The sequence below is a fragment of the Pseudonocardia cypriaca genome, assembly GCF_006717045.1.
In the GTDB taxonomy this organism is placed as follows: Bacteria; Actinomycetota; Actinomycetes; order Mycobacteriales; family Pseudonocardiaceae; genus Pseudonocardia; species Pseudonocardia cypriaca.
In genome coordinates, this window is the sequence record NZ_VFPH01000002.1 from 606,916 (window position 1) to 627,259 (window position 20,344).

At 70.1% G+C, this 20,344-nt stretch carries 16 protein-coding genes and 1 pseudogene; 7 read left to right on the forward strand and 10 right to left on the reverse strand.

Annotated features, from left to right (window positions below; all coding sequences use genetic code 11):
- Positions 1-141: 141 nt before the first annotated feature.
- The 4 genes from FB388_RS20460 to FB388_RS20475 form a co-directional block, all read right to left on the reverse strand.
- Positions 142-1,494, reverse strand: coding sequence for an MFS transporter (locus FB388_RS20460; RefSeq protein WP_142103839.1), 1,353 nt, complete (start codon positions 1,492-1,494; stop codon positions 142-144).
- Between the two features lie 30 nt (positions 1,495-1,524).
- Complete coding sequence (locus tag FB388_RS20465; RefSeq protein WP_211362132.1) at positions 1,525-2,280, reverse strand: SDR family oxidoreductase; 756 nt, start codon at positions 2,278-2,280, stop codon at positions 1,525-1,527.
- 75 nt (positions 2,281-2,355) lie between these two features.
- Positions 2,356-3,795, reverse strand: coding sequence for a class II fumarate hydratase (locus FB388_RS20470; RefSeq protein ID WP_246122224.1), 1,440 nt, complete (start codon positions 3,793-3,795; stop codon positions 2,356-2,358).
- Positions 3,792-5,264 (reverse strand): NAD-dependent succinate-semialdehyde dehydrogenase, encoded by a 1,473-nt coding sequence (locus FB388_RS20475; RefSeq protein WP_142103840.1) that lies wholly within the window; start codon positions 5,262-5,264, stop codon positions 3,792-3,794. The genes FB388_RS20470 and FB388_RS20475 overlap by 4 nt, the downstream gene beginning before the upstream one ends.
- A 255-nt stretch (positions 5,265-5,519) precedes the next feature.
- Here FB388_RS20475 and FB388_RS20480 point away from each other — a divergent pair, with 255 nt between their 5' ends.
- Together FB388_RS20480 and FB388_RS20485 are read left to right on the forward strand one after the other, a co-directional pair.
- On the forward strand, positions 5,520-6,461 hold the full coding sequence (locus FB388_RS20480) for a LysR family transcriptional regulator (protein ID WP_170225754.1): 942 nt from the start codon (positions 5,520-5,522) through the stop codon (positions 6,459-6,461).
- A gap of 83 nt (positions 6,462-6,544) precedes the next feature.
- Positions 6,545-7,066 (forward strand): flavin reductase family protein, encoded by a 522-nt coding sequence (locus FB388_RS20485; protein ID WP_211362133.1) that lies wholly within the window; start codon positions 6,545-6,547, stop codon positions 7,064-7,066.
- Positions 7,067-7,073: 7 nt separating this feature from the next.
- Here the strand turns inward: FB388_RS20485 and FB388_RS20490 are convergent, their stop codons facing one another.
- Both FB388_RS20490 and FB388_RS20495 read right to left on the reverse strand, forming a co-directional pair.
- The gene (locus FB388_RS20490) at positions 7,074-8,345 is read right to left on the reverse strand and encodes a bifunctional 3,4-dihydroxy-2-butanone-4-phosphate synthase/GTP cyclohydrolase II (RefSeq protein WP_142103843.1); all 1,272 of its coding nucleotides are present in this window, start codon (positions 8,343-8,345) and stop codon (positions 7,074-7,076) included.
- A gap of 145 nt (positions 8,346-8,490) precedes the next feature.
- Complete coding sequence (locus FB388_RS20495) at positions 8,491-9,504, reverse strand: AraC family transcriptional regulator (protein WP_142103844.1); 1,014 nt, start codon at positions 9,502-9,504, stop codon at positions 8,491-8,493.
- A 301-nt stretch (positions 9,505-9,805) separates the two neighbouring features.
- Between FB388_RS20495 and FB388_RS20500 the strand changes: the two genes are divergently transcribed.
- Genes FB388_RS20500 through FB388_RS20510 form a run of 3 tightly spaced genes read left to right on the forward strand, consistent with a single transcriptional unit; the run spans position 9,806 to position 13,932 of the window.
- Positions 9,806-11,284 (forward strand): aldehyde dehydrogenase, encoded by a 1,479-nt coding sequence (locus FB388_RS20500; protein WP_142103846.1) that lies wholly within the window; start codon positions 9,806-9,808, stop codon positions 11,282-11,284.
- Between the two features lie 24 nt (positions 11,285-11,308).
- A complete protein-coding gene (locus FB388_RS20505) occupies positions 11,309-12,487 on the forward strand; it encodes an LLM class flavin-dependent oxidoreductase (protein ID WP_142103847.1) in 1,179 nt (392 codons plus the stop codon).
- A gap of 35 nt (positions 12,488-12,522) precedes the next feature.
- Complete coding sequence (locus tag FB388_RS20510) at positions 12,523-13,932, forward strand: lyase family protein (RefSeq protein ID WP_142103849.1); 1,410 nt, start codon at positions 12,523-12,525, stop codon at positions 13,930-13,932.
- A gap of 158 nt (positions 13,933-14,090) precedes the next feature.
- Here the strand turns inward: FB388_RS20510 and FB388_RS40920 are convergent.
- Positions 14,091-14,252: pseudogene (locus tag FB388_RS40920) on the reverse strand (4Fe-4S binding protein); the annotation flags it as partial.
- 17 nt (positions 14,253-14,269) lie between these two features.
- Between FB388_RS40920 and FB388_RS20520 the strand changes: the two are divergent.
- Together FB388_RS20520 and FB388_RS20525 are read left to right on the forward strand one after the other, a co-directional pair.
- A complete protein-coding gene (locus tag FB388_RS20520) occupies positions 14,270-14,983 on the forward strand; it encodes a response regulator (protein WP_170225755.1) in 714 nt (237 codons plus the stop codon).
- An 873-nt stretch (positions 14,984-15,856) separates the two neighbouring features.
- On the forward strand, positions 15,857-16,654 hold the full coding sequence (locus FB388_RS20525) for a hypothetical protein (RefSeq protein ID WP_142103852.1): 798 nt from the start codon (positions 15,857-15,859) through the stop codon (positions 16,652-16,654).
- A gap of 157 nt (positions 16,655-16,811) precedes the next feature.
- Here FB388_RS20525 and FB388_RS20530 read toward each other — a convergent pair whose 3' ends face one another.
- From FB388_RS20530 to FB388_RS20540, 3 genes are all read right to left on the reverse strand, one after another.
- Entirely contained in the window at positions 16,812-17,129 is a 318-nt protein-coding gene (locus FB388_RS20530) for a hypothetical protein (protein ID WP_142103854.1), read from the reverse strand.
- A 5-nt stretch (positions 17,130-17,134) separates the two neighbouring features.
- Entirely contained in the window at positions 17,135-18,943 is a 1,809-nt protein-coding gene (locus FB388_RS20535; RefSeq protein ID WP_142103856.1) for a S8 family serine peptidase, read from the reverse strand.
- Between the two features lie 354 nt (positions 18,944-19,297).
- Positions 19,298-20,254, reverse strand: a complete 957-nt coding sequence (locus FB388_RS20540) for a GlxA family transcriptional regulator (protein WP_142103857.1) — start codon at positions 20,252-20,254, stop codon at positions 19,298-19,300.
- Between the last annotated feature and the right edge of the window lie 90 nt (positions 20,255-20,344).

Genomic DNA, 20,344 nt, shown 5'->3' on the forward strand with positions numbered 1-20,344 from the left:
CCTGGGTGCGCAGCCAGGGGGTGCCGGCCCCTGGCGAACACCCACCGGTTGCCGCTGAGCTGCGACCGGTGGTTGCTCGTCGGAGAGGCTGCACGAGGGCCGGCCCTCATCCCTCGCGCAGCCTCGGCCGTCCTGGAACCGTCAGGTCGAGGTCGAGGTCGCGGTCGCCGCTCGGTCGACATCGTCCTCTGATCGTGCCGGCTGGAACTCGACCTGCGCCCGAGCCCGGGGAGCCGCTGCGATGACGAGGCCGCAGACCACAGCAGCGAAGATCACGTAGACCGCGATCGCCGAGGAGGAACCGAACTCGGACAGCAGCAGGGTCGCGACGATCGGCACCGGAGCCGCCGTGACCGCACCACCCAGGTGGTAGGCCACCGATGAGCCGGTGTAGCGCGCCCGCGGCGGGAACAGCTCGGCGGTGAAGGCCGAGATCGCGCCGTAGACCAGGGCGTGCAGGACGGGAAGGGCGAGCAGGTAGGCCGCGAACACGCCGGCAACGGTCCCGGTGTCGAACAGGAGGAAGACGGGGAACGCGCCGACCGCGACGGCCACGCACCCGGCCATGAGGAAGTTCCTCGTGCCCGTCCGGTCGGCGACGATCGCGAACAGCGGCAGGGTCACCACCTGGATGGCGGCGGCGACCAGCAGCGCGACGAGGACGAGGCCCCGACTCAGCCCGAGGTGAACGGGGCCGTAGTTCAGGAAGAACGTGCTGGCCAGGTAGAAGATCGTGTTCGGGGCGAGCATGCAGAGCATCCCGACGACCAGCGCCCTCTTGTACGAGGCGAAGACCTCGGCCGCCGGGACCTTGACGACGTCTCCGCGCTCCCGGAGCGCGAGGAACTCGGGCGACTCCGTCACGCGCAGGCGGATGTAGAGGCCGACCACGATCAGCAGCGCCGAGCACAGGAAGGGGATGCGCCACCCCCAGGAGAGCAGTTGCTCCTCGGGCATGAGGGTCACGAGGAAGAACGCGCCGCTGGACAGGAAGGTCCCGGCGGGCACGCCGGCCTGGGGGAAGCTGGCGTAGAAGGCTCGGCGGTGCGCCGGCGCGTGCTCGAGGGACATGACGACGGCGCCGCCCCACTCGCCGCCCACGGCGAAGCCCTGGACGAACCGCAGCACGACCAGCAGGACCGGCGCCCAGGTCCCGATCGTCTCGTAGGTCGGCAGCAGCCCGACGGCGAACGTGCCTGCGCCCATCATGACCACGGAGAGCACGAGCATCTTCTTCCGCCCGATCCGGTCACCGAAGTGCCCGAACACCAGCCCACCCAGGGGGCGCGCGAGGAAGGCGACGGCGATCGTCGCGAACCCGGCGAGGGTGCCTGCCAGTGGGTCGAGCGCGGGGAAGAACAGCGGGTTGAACACCAGGACGGTGGCCGCGCCGAAAACGAGGTAGTCGTACCACTCGATGGTGGTTCCGATGAAACTCGCCACGGCGACCTTCGCGGCCGACGGCTTCTTGTGGGCATGCGGTTCGGAACGCATCGTTGCCATCCCTATCTCCCTGATCCGGGACTACTGGATACTGCGGCCGCCGTCGATGTCCAGGCAGACGCCGGTGAGGAAACCGGCCTGCTCGGACGCGAGGTAGAGAATGCTGTTGGCGACGTCCTGGGGGGTTGCGGTGCGCGCCATCGGAATGCCTGCGACCCAGGTCGAGCGGAGGTCGTCCGGCAGGGCATCCGCACCGGTGAAGCTCTTGACGAAACCGGTCTCGGCGATGACCGGGTTGACGGCGTTGACGCGCACGTCGGGGGCGACCTCGACGGCAAGGCCGCGGGTGAGCGTGATGACCGCACCCTTCGTCGCGTTGTAGACGGTCAGGCCCGGGCGAGGGCGTTTCGCCGCGATCGAGGCGACGTTGACGATCACGCCCCCTCCCCTGCGGCGGAGCGCGGGCACCGCGTGCTTGCAGCCGAGGAACACGCTGCGCACGTTCACGGCGAGCTGCCGGTCGACCGTCGCGACGTCGAGGTCGACGAGGGCTCCGGCTCGATGGGGCACGCCTGCGTTGTTGACCATGACGTCGATCCCCCCGAACGCCGACTCGGCGGCGTCGACGAGGCCTCGCACGGCGTCCTCGTCGGTGACATCGGTGGTGATCGCGATCGCCGACGGCAGGTCGGCGGCGACCTTCTCCGCGCCGACCGTGTCGACATCGGAGACGACGACGTGGGCTCCGGCGTCGGCGAACGTCCGCGCGGTCACCGAGCCGAACCCGCCTGCGGCCCCGGTGACGACGACGACCTTGTTCTCGAAAGACAGTTCCATGACAGCTCCTGTGTGGGCTGGGGTTTCTCGGTACCGGGGCTTCGCGACGGCCGAAAGCCGCCGCTCCACCACGCGTCAACCGACGCCGGTCATCCGCCGCGGGTCGAGCAACTCGGAGAGCTCGTCCTCCCGCAGGTCCGTGCGCTCGCGGGCCACCTCGCGGATCGTACGCCCGCTGGCGCGCGCCTCGCGGGCGACGGCGGCCGCCTCGTCGTACCCGATGCGGGGGGAGAGCGCGGTGACCATCATCAGAGTTCGCTCGACGGCCGCCGGTCCCGCCGACGTGGCCCGGATCCCGCTGATGCACCGGTCGGCGAACACGACGGCCGTGCCGGCCAGTAGCTCGATCGACTCCAGCAGGCTGAACGCGACGACCGGGGTCATCACCGTGAGCTCGAAGTTGCCGCGGCCGCCTGCCACGGCGATCGTCGCGTCGTTGCCCATCACCTTGGCCGCGACCTGGCACACCGCTTCCGCGACGATCGGGTTGGTCTTCCCCGGCATGATCGACGAGCCCATCGAGAGGCTGGGCACCTCGATCTCGCCCAGTCCCGCGCGGGGCCCGCTGTTCATCCAGCGGACATCGTCAGCGATCTTCAGGAGGCTGGCGGCCGCCGTCCGCAGGGCGCCCGAGGCGAACACGACGGCGTCGAGGTTGTTCTGCGCCTGGAAGTGGTTGTCGGTCTCGCGCAGCTCCACACCGAACTCGGCGGCCAGTGCCGCGACGACCCGACCGGCGAACTCGGGGTGGGTGTTGAGGCCCGTGCCGACCGCCGTGCCGCCGAGGGCGACCTCGGCGAGGCCGCGCTGCGCCGCGCGGAACCTGTCGATGCTGCGCTCGATCTGTCCGGCGTGGCCGAGGAACTCCTGCCCGAGCCGGATCGGCACCGCGTCCTGCAGATGGGTGCGGCCGGGCTTGACGATCCCGTCGGTGGCCACGGCGATCACGCGAAGCGCGGTCTCCAGATGGGAGAACGCAGGCACCAACCGGTGGGTGATCCCCGTCTGCGCGGCCAGGTGGACGACCGTGGGCGTGACGTCGTTGGAGGACTGCCCGAGGTTCACGTGGTCGTTCGGGTGCACCGGGTGTCTGGTCCCCAGCGGCATGCCCAGCAGCTGGTTCGCCCGGTTGGCGATCACCTCGTTGGCGTTCATGTTCGTGTTGGTGCCGCTGCCGGTCTGGAACACGTCGACGCGGAAGTGGTCGTCGAGGAGACCGTCGGCGACCTCGCCGGCCGCGGCCACGATCGCTTCGGCGAGCGCCGGGTCGAGCCGCCCCAGATCGGCGTTGGCCCGGGCGGCCGCTCGCTTGAGCGCTCCGAGTGCGCCGGTGTAGCGCCGCGGGAGGCGCAGGTCGCTGATGGTGAACGTCTCGATCGCGCGCTGGGTCTGCGCACCCCACAGGGCGTTCGCGGGGACGATCACGGCGCCGTCGAAGTCGTTCTCCTCCCGGTACGCGGACGGCCGGGCGGGGCCGCGCAGACCGGCGCCGGGCGTGATCGGCTCGGCACTCACCGGTCCACGTCCAGCGCCACGTACTTGACCTCGAGGTACTCCTCGATGCCGAGCCTGCCGCCTTCCCGTCCCAGGCCGGACCGCTTCACGCCTCCGAACGGGGCGGCCGCGTTCGAGACGAAGCCGCGGTTGAGGCCGACCATCCCGGTCTCGAGACCCTCGGCGAGGCGGATCGCCCGACCGATGTCGCGGCTGTAGACGTAGCTCACGAGGCCGGACTCGGTGTCGTTGGCGGCGCGGAGCACCTCGTGCTCGTCGGTGAAGGTCGAGATCGGCGCCACCGGCCCGAAGATCTCCTCCCTCGTCATGCGCGCGGAGGACGGAACACCGGTCAGCACGGTCGGCGGGTAGAAGTAGCCGGGTCCGGACGGTGCCGTGCCTCCCGTGTGCACGCGAGCGCCACGGCTCACGGCGTCGTCGACGAGCGCGGCGACCTTGTCACGCTGGACGGCGTCGATCAGCGGGCCGACCTCGACCCCCTCGTCGACACCCGGACCGACCACCATCTTGCCCATCCGGGCCGTCAGCTTGTCGGTGAACTCCTCGACCACGTCCGCATGCACGTAGAACCGGTTGGCCGCGATGCACGCCTCACCGATGTTGCGCATCTTGGCGATCATCGCGCCGTCCACCGCTGCGTCGATGTCGGCGTCCGCGCACACGATGAACGGGGCGTTTCCCCCCAGCTCCATCGACGTCCGGAGCACCTGGTCCGCCGAACTGACGATCAGTTTCCGGCCCACCTCCGTGGACCCGGTGAACGACAGCTTCCGCAGGCGGGTGTCGTGGATCAGAGGCGCGGCGACCGCCTCGGGGTCGGACGTGGTCACGACGTTGAGGACCCCGTCGGGAAGACCCGCCTCGGCCAGTACCGACGCGAGCAGCAACGCCGTCAGCGGAGTCTGCTCGGCCGGCTTCAGGATCATCGTGCAGCCCGCGGCGATCGCCGGGCCGATCTTGCGCGTCGGCATCGCCAGCGGGACGTTCCACGGCGTGATCAGCAGGCTCGGTCCAACCGGCTGGCGCATCAGGACGACCCGCCCCGAGCCACCGGGCTCGACCGTGAAGTCGCCCTGGATGCGCACGGCCTCCTCGGAGAACCAGCGGAAGAACTCGGCTCCGTACGCGACCTCGGCGCGCGACTCGGCCAGCGACTTGCCCATCTCCAGCGTGATCAGCAGCGCGATCTCCTCGGTCCGCGCCACCAGGAGCTCGTAGGCGCGCCGGAGGATCTCGCCGCGCTCGCGGGGCGGCGTCGCCGCCCAGGAGCTCTGCGCCGCCGAGGCCGCGGTGAGGGCGTCGACAGCGTCCTCGGCCGAGCCGTCCGCGACCTCGCACAGGGTCGCCCCGGTCGCCGGGTTCTCCACCGCGAAGGTCCGTCCGCCGGCCGCGGGACGGAAGCGCCCCCCGATCAGCAAGCCCTTTTCGATTCCGCCCAGCAACTCGATTTCGGAAAGCGTTCCGCTCATTTGCCTCGGAGTCCTCGTTCTGCCTCGGTAGCCGACCGGCCGCTACTGTGCAGCGTCGGACTCCTCGTTGTCACCAGCGGCGACGAGCAGCGCCCTTTCGCCGGGACAGCGGGTCGTCAATCCGTACGTCACCGCCTGCTCGTATTCACGAACGAAGATCACCTATTCAGTTCTGGTCACCCCGCTGTTCCGGATCGGATGTCGCGGCTGCCACGAGTTCGCACTGGCGCGTCGAAGGCGAAGTACGATGCCGGAATGCTCTCGCCGTCGTCGACCGTCGCGTCGGATCTGATGCCGAGGCTGATGCTGCTGCACGCCATGACCGAGCGCGGTCACCTGAGCGCCGCGGCGGAGGCGGTCGGCGTGCCCCAGCCCACCGCAACGCGCTGGCTCTCGGCGCTGAGCCGGACCGTCGGTGTCGCGCTCACCCACCGCGTCGGCAGGCGGATCGAACTCACCCGGGCAGGCGTCGCGCTCGCCGAGTCCGTGGGGTCGGCGCACACCACGTTGGCGATGGGTGTGGCGCGAGCCCACGAGGCCGCCGACCCGGGGCGGGGCCAGGTCGTGTTCGGCTTCCTCCGGACGATGGGAGCGAGCCGAGCTCCCGAACTCCTGCGTGACTACCGCGCCACGCGGCCCCGCGTCCGGTTGGCGCTGGTGCAGGCCGCTCACGAGGAGCTGATCGAGAAGCTCCACGACGGAACGATCGACATCGCCATGAGCTCGGTGCGGGAGAGCGACGTCGACATCGTCGCGACGGAGCTCTTCCAAGAGCCGTTCGTCCTCGTCGTTCCGGCCGATCACCGCCTGGCACGCCGCGAGTCGGTCCGCCTGTACGACTGCCGCGACGAGACCTTCGTCGGGCTCTCCGTGGGGATCGCCCTCCGCCGCCGGGTCGACGAGCTGTTCGGCGCGGCCAGGGTCCGGCCGCGCTACGGGTTCGAGACCGACGAGGTCGAGACCGTGCGGGGGCTCGCAACTGCGGGTGTCGGGATCGCGGTCCTGCCCGCCCGCCACGGCGGACCTCTTGCCGGCTCCGCCGAGGTGCCGATCGTGCCCCGGCACTATCGGAACATCGGGCTGCTCGTCTCGACGCGCCGTCCGCTCGAGCCGACCGCTGAGGGCTTCCGGCAGTGGGCCTCCGCGCACAGCTGGACCCGGTCGCTCGGGGCCCGGCGAACGTCCGGCAGGGTGTGACGGAACGTTCGGTCGCGCGCTGAGGCTGTGCGCGCGCGGTTCGCGGATATCAGGCCCACCCTAATTCCACTTAGCGTTCGTCCATGACCGAACGCACGTACAACGGGGTACAAGAGGCACGTCCGGTCGACGGAGCCCGGATGCGGGCGGTCCTCGGCCATTTCGCCTCCGGTGTCGTGGTCATCACCGCATCCGGACCGGACGGGCCACTCGGCTTCACGTGCCAGTCGTTCAGCTCGCTGTCCCTCGAACCGCCGCTGGTGTCGTTCTGCCCGGCCGGGACCTCGACGACCTGGCCGAGGATCCGCGCGGTCGGCAGGTTCTGCGTGAACGTGCTGGCTGCCGACCATTCGGACCTGAGCACCGCGTTCGCCCGCTCCGGAACCGACAAGTACGCGGGCGTCCGGTGGAGGCCCGCTCCCTCGGGCGCTCCCGTCCTCGACGGGGTCGCCGCCTGGATCGACTGCACCCTCGAGCACGAGTACCCGGGAGGCGACCACACCATCGTCGCCGGGCGGGTGCACGACCTCGCAGCGGACGAGACGCGGGAACCGTTGCTGTTCCACCGTGGCGCCTACGCGGTCACCGCGCCGTCGGCGCGGTGACCGGCTGTCAGCCGGTGTGCTCGTTCAGCACCAGGACGTGCCCCATCCGTTCTTGTTTGGTGCGCAGGTAGCGCATGTTGTGGGGGCTGGGAGTGGTGGCCAGCGTGACGCGGTCGAGGATGTGCAGGCCGTAACCGTCGAGACCGCCGTGTTTGGCGGGGTTGTTGGTGATCAGTCGCAGCCGGGTGATGCCGAGGTCGGTGAGGATCTGGGCGCCGGTGCCGTAGGAGCGGGAGTCGACGGGCAGGCCCTGCACGGTGTTGGCGTCGATCGTGTCCAGGCCGGTTTCCTGCAGGGCGTAGGCGCGGATCTTGTGGGCAAGCCCGATCCCGCGCCCTTCGTGGCCACGCAGGTAGACGACGGCGCCGGCGCCTTCGGCGGCGATCGCGCGCATGGCTTGTTCGAGCTGGGCGCCGCAGTCGCAGCGCAGCGAGCCGATGATGTCGCCGGTGAGGCACTCGCTGTGCACGCGCACCAGCGCGCCGCGGGGGCTGCGGGAGGCGGCGGCGGCATCCCCGTGGACCAGGGCGAGGTGCTCCGTGGCGTCGATGGTGGAGCGGTAGGCCACCGCCCGGAACTCGCCGAACACGGTCGGCATCGCCGATGTGGCCACGCGTTCGACGAACCGCTCTGTCGCGCGCCGGTAGCGGACCAGATCCGCGATGGCCAGCACCGGCAGGTCGTGCTCGTCGGCGAACGCCCGCAGTGTCCGGCCGCGGGCCATCGAGCCGTCCGCCGCCACGATCTCGGCGATCACTGCGACCGGATCCTGGCCGGCCATGCGCAGCAGGTCCACCGCGGCCTCGGTGTGCCCGGCCCGGGCCAGTACCCCACCCTCGCGGGCTCGCAGCGGGAACACGTGCCCGGGGCGGCGCAGCTGCTCGGCGCGGGTGGCCGGATCGGCCAACGCCCGCAAGGTGGCAGCCCGGTCGGCCGCCGACACCCCCGTCCCGGTGCTCGTGTGGTCGACGGTGACGGTGAACGCCGTGCCGTGCGCGTCGGTGTTCTCGGCAACCATCAGCCCCAACCGCAGCACGTCCGCGCGCTCGGCCGGCATCGGCGCGCACACGATCCCCGTCGTGTGCGCCACCACGAACGCCACCTGCTCCGCGGTCACCGACCCCGCGGACAGCACCAGGTCCCCCTCGTTCTCCCGATCGGCGTCGTCGGTGACGACCACCATCCGCCCCGCTGCCAACGCCGCCACCGCGCGCTGCACCGCCGACGCCCCCGGCAGCCCGGAGACGTGGACGCTCGGGTTCCCGGCGGAGTGCGGCATCGTCGGCTCCTCACGGTCGCGTTGACCCCGGGCTCGGCGTGGAACGATCGGGGTCCGGCGACGGTACGAGGGCCGACCCGGCACGAGCTATCCGCGCACAGCCGTCACGTAGCCACAGAGCGCAGCGGCCGGGAGGGCGCGCGCCTCACCAGCTCCGGCTGCGCAGCGTTTCCCGCGGCAGCTCACCGAACCGTTCCCGGTACTGGTGCGCGAACCGGCTCTGGTGGAAGAAGCCCCACCGCAGGGCGACATCCGTGACCCGGGTCGACCTCGGGTCGCATCGCAGGAGTTCGGCTCGAACGTGGTCGAGTCGGATGCGACGCAGGTAGCTCATGGGTGACTCGCCGAGCTCCTGCTGGAACGTCGCGTGCAAGGTCCGGACGCTCATGCAGCCGATCCGGGCGAGCTCCTGCGGGCTCAGTGGTTCGTCGGCGTGCTCTTCGATGTAGCTGATCACCGGTCGCAGCCGGCTCGACCGGACCGGATCGGCGGGAGCGGTCAGGGCGTCGGTGTACTGGTGCCGGCCGGCGTGCAGCAGCTGGGTCATCACGAACGCCTCGAGCTGCTCGCGGGCGATCGGCATGTCGGCGAGCCCGCCGGGTCGGTTCAACTCACGGGCGAAGAACTCGACCGAGGCGAGCAGCGAGCTCCCGGCGGGCGTCGTCAGATCGATCCCGAAATCGAAGTCCAGCACACCGTTCACCGGCAGGTGGAGCTGCTCGCTCAGGTGACCCTCCAAGCTCTCCCGGGAGATCTTGAGGATGAACTGCCCGGCATCCGGTGACCACCGGACGGTGGTCTCCTGGTCCGGGAGGAGCACGAGGCCGCTCGACATGGCCCGGGTCGTCGCACGGGCGCCGTCCGTCCGGTGGGCCTCGGTGCGTCCCTCGACGGTGAGGTTGATGTGGTAGCAGTCCTCGGTCGGGGGCATCACGAGCTTCGCGCTGGACTGGTACGTGAGGTAGCCGATGGTGAACCGGCGGTTCGGCGCGGCGTTGAGCGTCGCTTCCAGCCGATCCTCCGGTGCCGACAGCGCGTGGTCGAGGTACACGCGGCTGACGATGTGGCGGGCCTCCTCGAGACTGCGCGTGTCCATGATCGAGTACCGCGACAGCCGAGCTGCCGGAGCGGCGGGGCCCGATGGCGTCGAAAGATCCATGGCCCGCCGCCTCCTCGAGTTCTCGCTCGTCCGGGATCGGCCGAGCCGGTCCGCACGAGTCGGCGTCACCATCCCGAGAGGTAGGCCACAGTATGGGGCCCGCGGAGCCGCTGAACAGCCGATGAGCGCACCGCGCCAGCCGCGGAGCGCGGCTCGGCCTCGCTGATGTCCGAGATCCGGCTCGCGTGGAACGGCTCTGCCGCTGCGTTCCGCGGCTATCGACGGGCGTCGGGCCGTTCCTATGGTCAGCCTCCATCCGCTGCGCGGTCGGCGCACCGAAGGCCGGACGGAAGGAAGATCGATGACGACATCCTTGGAAGAGCTGAAACTCTTCATCGGCGGCAAGCCGGTCGACGCCCGCTCGGGCCGCACGTTCGAGTCGCAGAACCCCTACACCGGCCGGCCCTGGGCACGCCTCGCCGATGGCGGTCCGGAGGACGTCGACGAGGCCGTGGCCGCCGCCCGCTCCGCCTTCGAGGGCGAGTGGGGACGGATGACGGGTTTCCAGCGGGCCGCGATCCTGCGCAGGTGCGGGGACGCGATCGCCGCGAACGCCGAGCGGCTGGCCCGGCTGGAGGTCAACGACTCGGGCAAGCTGCTGCGCGAGATGCTCGGCCAGCTGAACAGCCTGCCGCAGTGGTACTACTACTTCGCGGGGCTGGCCGACAAGGTCGAGGGCCGCACCGTGCCGCCGGTCAACCCGAACTACTTCGGCTTCACCACTCGGGAACCGATCGGCGTCGTCGGCGCGATCACGCCGTGGAACTCGCCGCTCCTGCTGCTGACCTTCAAGCTCGCCCCCGCGCTGGCCGCCGGTTGCACGATGGTGGCCAAGCCGTCGGAGCACTCCCCCGCTTCTACCGTCGTGTTCGCCGAGATCCTGCACGAGGCGGGTCTCCCGGCGGGCGTGCTGAACGTCGTCACCGGTTTGCACCGCGCGACCGGCGAGGCGCTCGCCTCGCACCGGGGTGTGGACAAGATCGCGTTCACCGGGTCGACGGCCACAGGTGCCAAGGTCGCGCAGGCCGCGGCGGCGAACCTCAACCGGGTCACCCTGGAGCTGGGTGGGAAGTCGCCGCAGATCGTCTTCCCCGACGCCGATCTCGACGCCGCCGCCAACGGCCTCGTCGCGGGGGTCTTCGCCGCTACCGGCCAGACCTGCATGGCGGGCTCGCGCCTGATCGTGCATGCCGCCGTCCACGACGCGCTGATCGAGAAGGTCGTCGCCCGCGCCAACTCGATCGAGCTGGGCGACCCCACCGCCGCCGAGACCGAGATGGGCCCGGTGGCCAACCGACCGCAGTACGAGAAGGTCCTGTCCTACCTGGAGGGCGCGGCCGCCGAGGGGGCCACCTTCGCCTGCGGCGGTGAGCCCGACGCCGAGCGCGGAGGCCTGTTCGTCAAGCCCACCGTCGTCACGAACGTGACCCCGGAGAACACCATCGTCCGCGAGGAGGTGTTCGGCCCCGTGCTCGCCGCTTACACCTTCCGAGACGAGGACGAGGCCCTCAAGCTCGCCAACGACACCCCCTACGGCCTGGCCGGCGCTGTCTGGACCAAGGACGTGCACCGGGCCCACCGGGTCGCCGCGAAGCTCCGCGCCGGCACCGTGTGGATCAACGCGTACCGCGTGGTGTCCCCCGCCATGCCGTTCGGTGGCTTCGGCGCGAGCGGCATCGGGCGCGAGAACGGCATCGACGCGATCAACGAGTACACCGAGAACAAGTCCGTGTTCGTCGAGCTCACCGGCGGCACCCGCGACCCGTTCCAGCTGGGCTGAGCCCCCTCGTCGAAGGAGACGACCATGACCGCGACCGCCAACGAGCGCCTCGGGCTCGCCCCCACGGACCCGCGCCCCGCGAGCGAGACCCGCCCCCTGCAGGACCGCAGGGAGACCAACCCGCTGTTCGGCGACCAGAAGATGAAGCTGGGGCTGTTCGGCATCAACTGCTCGTACGGGCTGATCATGAGCCACGCCCCGTCGTCGTACCGGGTGACGTGGGAGCACACCAAGGAGATCGCGCAGCGCGCCGACCGCATCGGCTTCGACGTGCTCGTGCCGGTGGCCCGCTGGAAGGGGTTCGGCGGCTCCACCAACTTCAACGGCAACTGCTTCGAGACCTACACCTGGGCCGCAGGCATCGCCGAGGCGACCGAGCGGATCGGCGTCGCCGCGACCTCCCACCTGCCCACCGTGCACCCGATCGTCGCCGCCAAGGCCGCCACCACGATCGACCACATCTCCGGGGGCCGGTTCGCGCTCAACCTCGTGATGGGATGGGTGCCGCCGGAGATGGAGATGTTCGGCGGCGAGCAGCGCGAGCACGACGAGCGCTACGCCTTCGGCCAGGAGTGGATCGACTACGTCACGAGGCTGTGGACCGAGCCCGGCTCGTTCGAGGTCGACGGGGAGCACTTCCAGGGCGCCCTGCTCGAGGCGTACCCGAAGCCCCACCAGGCGCCCCGGCCGGCCCTGCTCAACGCCGGCAACTCGCCGGCCGGCATCGAGTTCTCCGCCCGCAACGTCGACATCAACTTCGCCTCGCTCGACACTCTGGAGAACATCAGGGCCTACACCGACAAGGTGCGGTCGAAGGCCCGCGACGACTACCAGCGGGAGATCCAGGTCATGACATACGGCCTGGTCGTGTGCCGCGACACCGAGGACGAGGCCGAGCGCGCGTTCCAGCAGGTCGTCGACGAGGGCGACTGGGGGGCTGCCGGCAACGTCATCAAGATCGCTGGTTCCGGCGCGAGCCAGTCCTTCGACCACGCGGTCAAGAAGATGCAGGAGCGCTTCATCGCCGGCTGGGGCGGCTACCCCGTCGTCGGCACCCCGGAGCAGGTCACCGAGCAGCTCGCCGCCCTCAACGAGGCCGGCATGCAGGGCATGATCTTCGGGCTCATCGACTACAACGAGGAGCTCGAGTACTTCGGGCACAACGTCATGCCGCTCCTGAAGGAGCTGGGTCTGCGCCACTGACCCGGGCATCGGAACTGCGTCCTGGAGGTTGGACGATGACCTCGACCGATGGTCGGTCCCCCTTCTCCCTGCTGCTGCATCTCGCGGGCGACGAGGAGCAGCTGGGGATCTTCTCGAAGCAGAGCTTGATCGAGAGCTGGCTCGCCGCAGAGCGGGCACTGGCCCTGGCTCAGGCCGAGCACGGCGTGATCAGCCGGGACGACGCCGACGCGATCGTCGCCGCCGCCCGGCTGTGCAACGTCGATGACGAGACCCTCTGGAAGACCGCCCGCAGGGTCGGCTACCCGATCCTGGGTCTGGTCCGCGAGGTCTGCGCGGGGCTTCCGGCCGGTCCCGACGGCCGCGTTCACTTCGGAGCGACCACCCAGGACATCATGGACACGGGTCTCGCGCTGCAGATGGCGCGGTCGCTGGCCGCCCTCGACCGGGCACTGGGGCGGCTCGGTGACGCTCTCGCCGGGCGGGTCGCCGAGCACGCGGGAACGGTGATGGCTGCCCGCACCCACGCCCAGCAGGCGGTCCCCACCACGTTCGGCGCCACGCTGGGCACCCTGCTCGCGCAGTTCACCCGCCAGCGTGAACGCCTCGCACAGGCCGCTCCGAGGATCGCGCTGGTGTCGCTGTTCGGCGCAGGCGGCACCGCGGCCGCGCTCGGCCCTCGCTCGGCGGAGATCCGCGCGACGGTGGCCGACCTGCTCGGCCTGCACCACACCGACGTCCCCTGGCACGTCGACCGCGACGGCGTCGCCGAGTTCGGCTGGCTGTGCACGACGGTCACAGCCACCTGCGCGAAGCTCGCCCGCAACGTCGTGGACCTCTCCCGCACCGAGATCGGCGAGGTCTTCGAGCCGTTCGAGAGCCACCGCGGCGCGTCCTCCACGATGCCGCAGAAGGTCAATCCGATCTCCTCGGAGATCGTCATCGGGCTGGCGGGCACCGCCGGAGCCCTCACATCGTCGCTCGCCCGACTCCAGGAAGCCGGACACGAGCGGGCGGCCGGCGAGTGGCAGATCGAGTGGCAGGTCGTCCCGCAGCTCGCAGTGCTGGCCGGGACGGCACTGTCCGAGACGCTGATCATCGTCGAGGGGCTCCGGGTCGACGCGGGGCGCATGCGCGCCAACCTCGAGCTCGACGGCGGGCTGGCGATGGCGGAGGCGCAGATGATCTCCCTCGCGGAGGCGATGGGGCGCGAGCACGCGCACGACCTCGTCTACGAGGCCGCGATCCGCGCCCGGACGACGGGCCGCACCCTGGCCGAGGTGCTGCCGGAGGTAGCCGACGAGAAGGGCAAGCGGGACGTGTTGCCCAAGACGCTGATCGACGCCGACGCCTACGTCGGTGAGGCCGGCCGGATCGCCGACGCCGCGGTGCGCGGCTGGTCGGCCGTCCCGGCGCTCTCGCTCGTCGACACCCCGTTGCCGGAGCTCGCGTCGCGAGCCCCCTGAAGGCTGCGTCGTCCTTGCGACCATCCGACATGGCGACGACGGCACGTGGATGTGATGCGTCCGCCCCTGGCCGCTGGGAGTCGCTCGGAGAAGAACGACAACGAGTCCGAGATGAAGATCTTCCCGTGCTCGTCGTCCTTCGCGGCCCGGTCGCCGTCGATGGCGTCGACCGGGCATTTCGGCTGGCAGGCGCCGCAGTCGATGCATTCGTTCGCGTTGATGTAGCTCTTGCGCTTGCCGACGTAGATGCAGTCGACAGGACAGACGGGCTCTTGCCGATGTCTGATTCTGAACCCTGGGCTCTCACATGCAACTGCGATGGGCGATCATGCCGGGTATGCAGCAGTGGACCGAGCTCATCGGGGTCGTGATTTGGCCGATCGTGGTCGTGTTCAGTGCTGTGCTGTTCCGCAGGGCGGTCCAGGACGTCCTCACCAGGGATGATGTGTCCTTCAGCGGACCTGGTGGGATTGCGTTCAGTGCCCGCCGAGCTACCGGTGCACTGCTGGATGCGGAGGAGGACAAGAACCGCAGCGCGGCCGGCGACACTCCGGGCCGTACATCTGGGGAGAGGGATGGTGCCGGTCGTCCGTCATCGGCGGTAGACGCCGCGGACCAGGTGCGCGCGGTCGGGGCCGCGGTGCGGCGGCTCGGCCGCACTCCTCGCCTGCTCTGGGTCGACGACAGGCCGAGCAACAACCGATATGAGCGCTCGGCCCTGGAGAACATGGGCATGATCGTGGACCTCAGCACGTCGACCGGGGACGCCCAGCGCAAGCTCCAGCGCGGCGGCACGTACGACGTCGTGATCTCCGACATGGCACGCCCTGAGGACCCGCGCGCCGGCTACGTTCTGTTGGACTGGATGCGAAAGCGGGGCGACAACACCCCGTTCGTCATCTACAGCTCTTCGAACAGCGCCGACCATTACGACGAGGCCGTGCGTAGCGGCGCAATCGGGAGTACAGGACAGCCGGCCGAGCTGATCGACATGGTGCTCCGGTCTCTGCGCGACGTCCAGCCCCGCAGCCGCTGGTGGCACATGGGCTAGCGGAAGTTCCTCCTTGAGTAGTCACCTCCGGATGGGGGTCCTCCCGCACGGAGGTTGTCGAGGTGGAAGACCGTCGCCCACATGTGCTGGACCGGCGCCGACGCGGCCGGACGCGTAGATCGACGTGGACCGACATGTCCCGACCGGGCCCTCGTCACGCACGATCACGACGTCCTCGAGGTGTGCGTTCCGGCCCGGCGATAAAGAGGCTCAACCGTCTTGCGGCGCACGACGCCTTCGGCGGTGAGTACGGACCGTTCCAGCACGTCTGATCTGGCTTTCAGGGACAGGCTCCTGCTGGTCAAGCCGAACAGCCCGAGCTGTATCTGCGCGGGTGGCCCACTTCTCAGACTAGGAGCAGGGTTCCCCGATCGGGAAGGACGACCATGTCCGGTCCCAGCAGCCGGGATGGCCACGGCGACGACGCGAACGGGCGTGTCGTCGCCACGCCGAGTCAGCCGACGGGTCCCGCCGTCGTCGTCCCAGCGGCTAGCAACTACGGCCGGTCTGAACGCACGGGATTCACACCCGCCCGCGGCCGAGCCGGGGCACACGGAGGCAATCGAGGAGGCCTGGACGAAAACGTGCCCGACGTCATGTGGGGCCCTCCCCCATGGACGTCGTGGCGGGAAGGGGCGATGACGCGGGCGACGGAGTTGCAGACCCTGCACCAGAGCCTCTGCGGGCGGTCTGGCGACGACATCGACAAGGCCATCTCCCGACACCTCAAAACAGCAATCGACGCTGTCTGGTACGACAACAACTGGTGGCGCTGCTTCACAGGGGGCGGCGTTCGAGCGAATAAACAGCAACTGCGACGCGGCGGAGGCGGACCTGCTCCGCATCGCACCGGAGGAGTACCTCATCGGCCAGATGCCCAGCCTCGTTCGGCACGTCAAGCGCCACCTACCCGCGCCCGACGAACGGGCGCAGGGGCTGCTGAGCATCGCGGCCGAGCTCGCCCAACCTCACCGGCAACGGACATGGCCGTCATGGCGGGGGCCCAGGGCGCACACCCACATCGGCGACGTGGAACGGAACCGGATCGTGGCAGCCGTGCGGGCCGCGAGCTCGGCGGCCGGTCGGGAGTTCGTCACCGTCCGGAGCTTCCGGAACGTCCTCATCGCCACCACCGTGGTGCTCACATTGCTCGCGCTCGCCACCGCGGTGTTCGGATTTCTCCGACCGACCGCAATACCAGTTTGTTTTACCCCCGACGTCGGCGGGCAGATCTTCGTCGTCTGCCCGACGGGTGCCACGAGGCTGCTCCCGGGCGACGACATCGACGAGGTGATCGGCAAGACCGTGAACAACGTCGACCTCATAGTCGTGCAGCTCGTCGGGCTCGTCGCGGCCTCGGTCGCCTCCGCCGCCGCACTGCAGCGGCTGACCAGTACGACGGTTCCCTTCAGCCTGCCGGTCGCGGTCGCGGTGCTGAAACTGCCGACGGGCGCGCTGACCGCGTTCGCCGGGCTCCTGCTGATGCGCGGGGCCTTCATCCCCGGTCTGAGCGCCCTCGACTCGTCCGCCCAGATCCTCGCCTGGGCCCTTGTCTTCGGCTATGCCCAGCAGATCTTCACCCGGTTCGTCGACCAGCAGGCGCACGCCGTCCTCGACCAGGTCCGTGGACAGGAACTACGCGACGGCACCGCCCCGACCCGCACCTCCTAGCCTCCGAGTAGCTGCCCCAGGTCCACGTGGTGGAGCGGCTCGCAGGGTCTTGATCGCCTATGAATGGCTTCCGCCGGCGCTGGGCAGTACAGGTTGATCGGATGCCACGTGCCTGACATGACGCGATGACCAATTCGCAGGCGAGGATGCGCGAGCGTCAGTCGATCAGGTCGAGCGGTCGCGTGATCTCGATGGCGACCACGCCGGGATCGCGGTCGAGGTCGCTCAAGCCGGCGGGCTCTGTCGTCCCGGTGAGTACCGTGTCGGTGATCCCCGAGCGAACCTCCAGGCCGGGAGGGCGGTAACCGGGCTCCGCGACCTCGACGACGACCTGCACGGGCCGGTCTGCCGCGACCAGATCGTCCATGCTCAGCGCGGCCGGTGAGCGGACCTTGTGAAGGGCGCCGAGCGCGCCTGCAGCCGGCTCGATCTCGAGCGAGCCGGGTGCGGGGTCTTCGCGCTTCTTGTCGTTCACGTTCCTCAGACGAGCTTCTGCACGGCGCGCACCGCGTCGGCGGCGGTGGCCCGCCCGTGCCCGTAACGCGGGTCCCACCCGCCGGCCGCGGGCGGGTTGTTGCGGGCGGTGTCCATCACGACCTGTCTCACCGTATCAGCGTCCAGCACCTTTCCCAGTGCCCTCGCCTCGGCAAGCGCCAGCGCGACGATCCCGGCGACAGCGGGGGCCGCCATGCTGGTGCCGGACTTGCGGACCACTCCGGTCCGGGTGCGCGAATGCGCGGCCAGGACGTCGTGGCCAGGGGCACTCACCTCGGGCTTCTCCCTGCCGTCGCGGGTCGGTCCGGCGCTCGAGAAGAACGACAGCGGAGTGCTGGCGCGGTGCGCGTCGTAGGACCCCACGACGATGCTCGACCGCCCGCAGGAGATCGAGCCCAACGTGTGGCTGCTGTCGTGCGGTGCCACGAACGAGGTCTGCGACAAGTCGTTGCGTTCGATCCAGGCGTGGTAGGCGCATCCGTCCGTGCCGACTTGGTCGGCGCGCAGGCGGATCGTCCATGTGCCCGGTGGCATCCGTTGCTCGAGGAAGACGCCGATCGTGTTGTCGCCGTTGAGCGGGTCGGGTCCGCGGTGGCCGATGAACAGCACGGTGTTGCCGTCGTCGTCCATGAGCCGGGCGTTGGAACCGAGCGGCACCGACCCCAGGCTTGTGCCATCGGGGCCGATGATCTCGGCAAGCAGGCGGTCGTCGCCCGGGTACCAGATCTCGAGCTCGCTCTGGCCAACGACGCCGGCTGGTATCCGCCAGCTCACGTCGTCGGACCCGCCGGCGGGCACCCGCCCCGCTGCATGGATGCCGTCGTCGAACGAGTTCGACGCGGCGATCACCACTGCCCGATTCGGACGCTGCGCGAGAATGGCGTCGATACCCCGCTCAACCAAGCTGGACCCGTCATGCGGTCCACCGTTTGTGCCGAGGCTGATGTTGACGACGCAGGGCCGCTGGCCCGCCTCGTCGAACAGGAACCGGATGGCCTCGAGCAGCTGCCCGGAGTCGCCGAACGAGGAGAAAACCGTGGCGGGCCCGATCCACGTGATGTCCGCGACGGCGGGGTCGACGAACAGGATGGTGGAGGCCGGCGCTACGCCGGGCTGTCCTGACCCGCCGCCGCTACCCGCGGCGATGTCGGCGACGTGGGTGCCGTGGGAACCGCGTCGAACGGGGCTGTCGGGAGCCGGGCCGTATCCGAGGGCGGTATACGGGTCGGAGCGCGTCAGCGCGGTCTGGATGTCGGCCTGTCCGTGCCGGCGTCCGAAGCCGAAGGGGCTCGCCGCGGTCGTGGGACCGGACTGGTCCCAGATCGCCTCGATGCGCGTGCGACCGTTCGCGTCCACGAAGTTCTGGTGCGCCATATCCAGTCCGGAGTCGACGAACCCCACGACGACGCCGGCTCCGCCCGCGGCGAGCGAGTTGGGCGGGAGGGCGGCGGGTGTGGCTTCGAGCTCCGCCAGAGTCGCCGTCAGGAGCGGCCGCAGCGGCTGGACCGCCTTCAGGCTGACCACGCCGTCCGCCTGCCGGATCTGCTCGAGCCGCGACAGCGGCACGCGGGCAGTCACGATCGTGCCGCCGTCGGTCGGCCCGATCTCCGCGCCGACCCGGACGTCGGTCCGCTCGGCGAAACTCGTCACGGACGTCACCAGCGCGATCACGCCGATCTCGCTGGCGTCGCTGGAGGCGGTGGCGACGGTCGTGAAGCCGCTGTCGCGCCGATCCGCGGCGTATTGCAGGCGAGGGTCCATCGCCGGATAGATGTCGGTCTCGTCGAGCTGCATCGGTTCCTCCCAGGGTAGGACCAGCAGGAGCCCGACCAGCCACGCATTGATACCCACCGCGGCTCGGGCCGCGCCCCCATCACCCACTTGCGCAAGCGACGGGCGGGCCCTGGGCCCGGACGGGCAGGAGACCGCGCGTCGACTTCTGCTCCGCATGGTCGGTATCGGCACCGGCGCCGAGCACACCCGCCGCCGAGCTGCGAAGCGAGTCAACACCGTGAGCGCGCCGGAGGCGTTCGCTCGGGCCGGACTGGCGCGCGTCGGTACGCCGCTGAGCGGCAACAACAGCGCCGTCGCCTCTCCCCCGACGGCGCCGCCGTGGTCACCACGGGGTTCGACGGGAGCCTTGGCTCCTCAATCGCCCGCGCCTTGGGAACGGAGCATCCGGCGATACTCCTGTGGCGACACACCGAGCGCTCTCGTGAAGTGTTGGCGCAGGTTCCCAACGCTGCCCAAGCCGCTGCGCCGGGCGATCTGCTCGACAGATCCCTGACTCGATTCCAGGAGCTCCTGGGCGAGACGAACCCGTTGCGCCAACAGCCATTGCAGCGGTGATGTGCCCAACGCTGCGTGGAACCGTCGAGACAGTGTCCGCGGGCTGAGCCCCGCAATCTGCGCCATGTCCGCGAGGGTGAGCGGCTCGGCGAGCCGGCCGGACGCCCATTCCAGGACGTGAGCCAGGCCGTCGTTCGTCTCGCTGAGCGGCGCGGCCACGAACTGACGATGATCGCCCGATCGCTGCGGAGGAGCGATCATCCACCGTGCGAGGGAATTGGCCACGGCTGCGCCGCGGTCTCGTCGGATCAGTTCGAGGCCCAGGTCGAGAGTTGCGGCAGCACCGGCCGCAGTGAAGATTCCGCTGTCCTCGACGTAGAGCGCTTGGTCGTCGACGACGACGTCCGGGTGGCGGCGACGCAACTCCTCGCAGATCGACCAGTGGGTGGTGGCACGCATGCCGGTGAGTAGCCCAGCGGCGGCAACCACGAATACGCCGGCACCGAGGGCGACAATCCGAGCGCCGCGTGCGTGTGCCGCTCGCAAAGCCTGCAGTACCGTCTCGGACGGGTCGGGTGGAACCCGCGGTCCGGCCACGACGATGACCGTGTGTGCGCCGGTAAGCATGTCCAGCCCATAGGACGTCCCGGTCGTATAGTTTTGAGCCAGTCGCCCCGTTTGGTCGGTTTCCGGGACACACAGCAACTGCTCATACCATCCGCTCGCGCTTCCTGCGTGGAGATGTGAGGACCCGAAGAGCGCGGTCGTGATCCCCAGGTCCATGGCCGAGGCGCCGTAGACCACGAGCGTGGTCACGACGTGAGGTGGCTCGGCCTCCGATCCGCGTCCGTCTCGTCGTAATGCTTCAGTGGGCACCGCGTGCAGGCTGCGCTCGCCGCGGTCCTG

Excerpts from the sequence above, each read along its gene's own strand:
- FB388_RS20500 (WP_142103846.1), top strand. The coding sequence starts at position 9,806 with ATGACGACATCCTTGGAAGAGCTGAAACTCTTCATCGGCGGCAAGCCG.
- FB388_RS20535 (WP_142103856.1), bottom strand. The coding sequence starts at position 18,943 with ATGCAGCTCGACGAGACCGACATCTATCCGGCGATGGACCCTCGCCTG.
- FB388_RS20475 (WP_142103840.1), bottom strand. The coding sequence starts at position 5,264 with ATGAGCGGAACGCTTTCCGAAATCGAGTTGCTGGGCGGAATCGAAAAG.
- FB388_RS20495 (WP_142103844.1), bottom strand. The coding sequence starts at position 9,504 with ATGGATCTTTCGACGCCATCGGGCCCCGCCGCTCCGGCAGCTCGGCTG.
- FB388_RS20510 (WP_142103849.1), top strand. The coding sequence starts at position 12,523 with ATGACCTCGACCGATGGTCGGTCCCCCTTCTCCCTGCTGCTGCATCTC.
- FB388_RS20520 (WP_170225755.1), top strand. The coding sequence starts at position 14,270 with ATGCAGCAGTGGACCGAGCTCATCGGGGTCGTGATTTGGCCGATCGTG.
- FB388_RS20465 (WP_211362132.1), bottom strand. The coding sequence starts at position 2,280 with ATGGAACTGTCTTTCGAGAACAAGGTCGTCGTCGTCACCGGGGCCGCA.
- FB388_RS20490 (WP_142103843.1), bottom strand. The coding sequence starts at position 8,345 with ATGCCGCACTCCGCCGGGAACCCGAGCGTCCACGTCTCCGGGCTGCCG.
- FB388_RS20485 (WP_211362133.1), top strand. The coding sequence starts at position 6,545 with ATGACCGAACGCACGTACAACGGGGTACAAGAGGCACGTCCGGTCGAC.
- FB388_RS20525 (WP_142103852.1), top strand. The coding sequence starts at position 15,857 with ATGCCCAGCCTCGTTCGGCACGTCAAGCGCCACCTACCCGCGCCCGAC.
- FB388_RS20460 (WP_142103839.1), bottom strand. The coding sequence starts at position 1,494 with ATGCGTTCCGAACCGCATGCCCACAAGAAGCCGTCGGCCGCGAAGGTC.
- FB388_RS20505 (WP_142103847.1), top strand. The coding sequence starts at position 11,309 with ATGACCGCGACCGCCAACGAGCGCCTCGGGCTCGCCCCCACGGACCCG.
- FB388_RS20480 (WP_170225754.1), top strand. The coding sequence starts at position 5,520 with ATGCTCTCGCCGTCGTCGACCGTCGCGTCGGATCTGATGCCGAGGCTG.